At 39.6% G+C, this 1,564-nt stretch carries 2 protein-coding genes; both read left to right on the top strand.

All coding sequences use genetic code 11. The features are described from left to right. Positions 1 to 759: DUF4351 domain-containing protein (locus tag H6S82_RS32470; protein WP_191057446.1), on the top strand; the 759-nt coding region annotated here is incomplete at its 5' end. 165 nt (positions 760 to 924) lie between these two features. After that, positions 925 to 1,548: a hypothetical protein gene (locus tag H6S82_RS32465; protein ID WP_191057445.1), complete on the top strand. Its 624-nt coding sequence runs from the start codon at positions 925 to 927 to the stop codon at positions 1,546 to 1,548. Positions 1,549 to 1,564: the final 16 nt, after the last annotated feature.

The raw sequence follows: 1,564 nt of genomic DNA, 5'->3' as shown, positions 1-1,564 counted from the left end.
TTAGGACAACCGACAACTAGGGTAGAAGTGTTAAAAACTGAATTAAGTTTAGAACCTATTCGGGCTGATTCAGTAACACTTTTACGCACTCAATCAGAAATTCTGCATTTAGAATTTCAAGTGCAAGTCCCAACTGGTAAACCGATGCCCCTGCGGATGCTAAATTATTGGGTGCGACTTTATTGGCAATATAATCTGCCAGTAACGCAGGTGCTAATCTGGCTGCAACAAATGAATAATCCAGCCGTGTTTGAGAATGAGTTCCGCCAGGGATTAACCAGTCATGGATATCAAGTAATTCGGATGTGGGAACAATCCCCAGAACCATTATTACAAGATCCGGGGTTGCTACCAATGGCTGTTTTGGCAGCTGCCGATGATGCGGCTGGGTTGCTGAATCGCGTAGCATCAGAAGTAGGTAAGATAGAGTCAATTGTCCAACGCCAGGAAATTTCGGCTTCTACCGAAATTTTAGCTGGTTTGAGGTTTAACAGAAATTTGATTCGCAATCTTTTCCGGGAGGGAATTATGCGGGAATCGGTGATTTATCAAGATATTTTGCAAGAAGGAAGACAACAAGAAGCACTAGCGATGGTGATGCGTCCGCTGACGCGCCGCTTTGGTGTGCTGTCACCTGAGTTACAAGGACGCATTCAAGCTTTATCTGTTGCACAGTTGGAGGATTTGATTGAAGCGTTGTTTGATTTTTCGGATGTTTCTGATTTGGTGAATTGGTTGGAGGAAAGGCGGGGGATTTAAGGATGTAGGGACACAGCATTTGCAATATTTGGATAAGGGATAAAATATTAACTATGCCGTGTCCCTACTATTTTTAAATGGGGAAAATTCATTTAAACGCGATATATATAATATATTCGTTCCATCGCACCAGATCCTTACCAAGCGAACATCGCGTTCAAAGTTATGATGAACAGGATAAAAAATAAAGTTATCAATATCGATATTAGCAGCAATCATTACAGGCTTGAAAGACTCGATGACAGGAAATATTATGAACTTTGGAAAAATAGCCTTGCCATCGCCGATGATTATGGATTTTATATAGATTTTTATCTTTATTTAAGAGACAGAGCCGAAAGTTTAAATCTTGCCCAAATCTATGTTACACTAGAAAAATTATGCGGAGAAAGCGGCAAATTTTTTGACGATTGGAAAGGATCGTTTTCCTTCCCATTTTTTCTAGAAGTGAGTAAAGCCGGACATGAATTTGATTACTTGCTGAATATCTACGACCACAGAGGCTCTGTGAATTTCGGAATTCGCAAACAATTACAGCCTCACGATAGCTATGACGCAAGGGTAATTCATCAACCGTTTCCAGAAGAATTCTCCCGGCAAGATATCAATGAATTTATCACCTACTTTTATGGTTATCTCCAGGGATATTTTGAAGAGATAAAAAGCAGCTATTCGCAATTTTTTTTCAAGCGAATAGATTCTAATTGCATCTTATTTGGATATAAAGATGGTAATTTCTTTGAAGAGCATTATGACGACCATGAAGAATACACTCGATCTTTGAAATAGATCGGAAGAGCACACG

The organism is Planktothrix sp. FACHB-1355 (assembly GCF_014748295.1).
GTDB lineage: Bacteria > Cyanobacteriota > Cyanobacteriia > Cyanobacteriales > Aerosakkonemataceae > Aerosakkonema > Aerosakkonema funiforme_A.
Note: the sequence above shows the minus strand (reverse complement) of the source record. Positions and strands in the feature narration are given on the sequence as shown.

Coding starts and splice junctions, on each gene's coding strand:
- H6S82_RS32465 (WP_191057445.1), top strand. CDS start 925: ATGATGAACAGGATAAAAAATAAAGTTATCAATATCGATATTAGCAGC.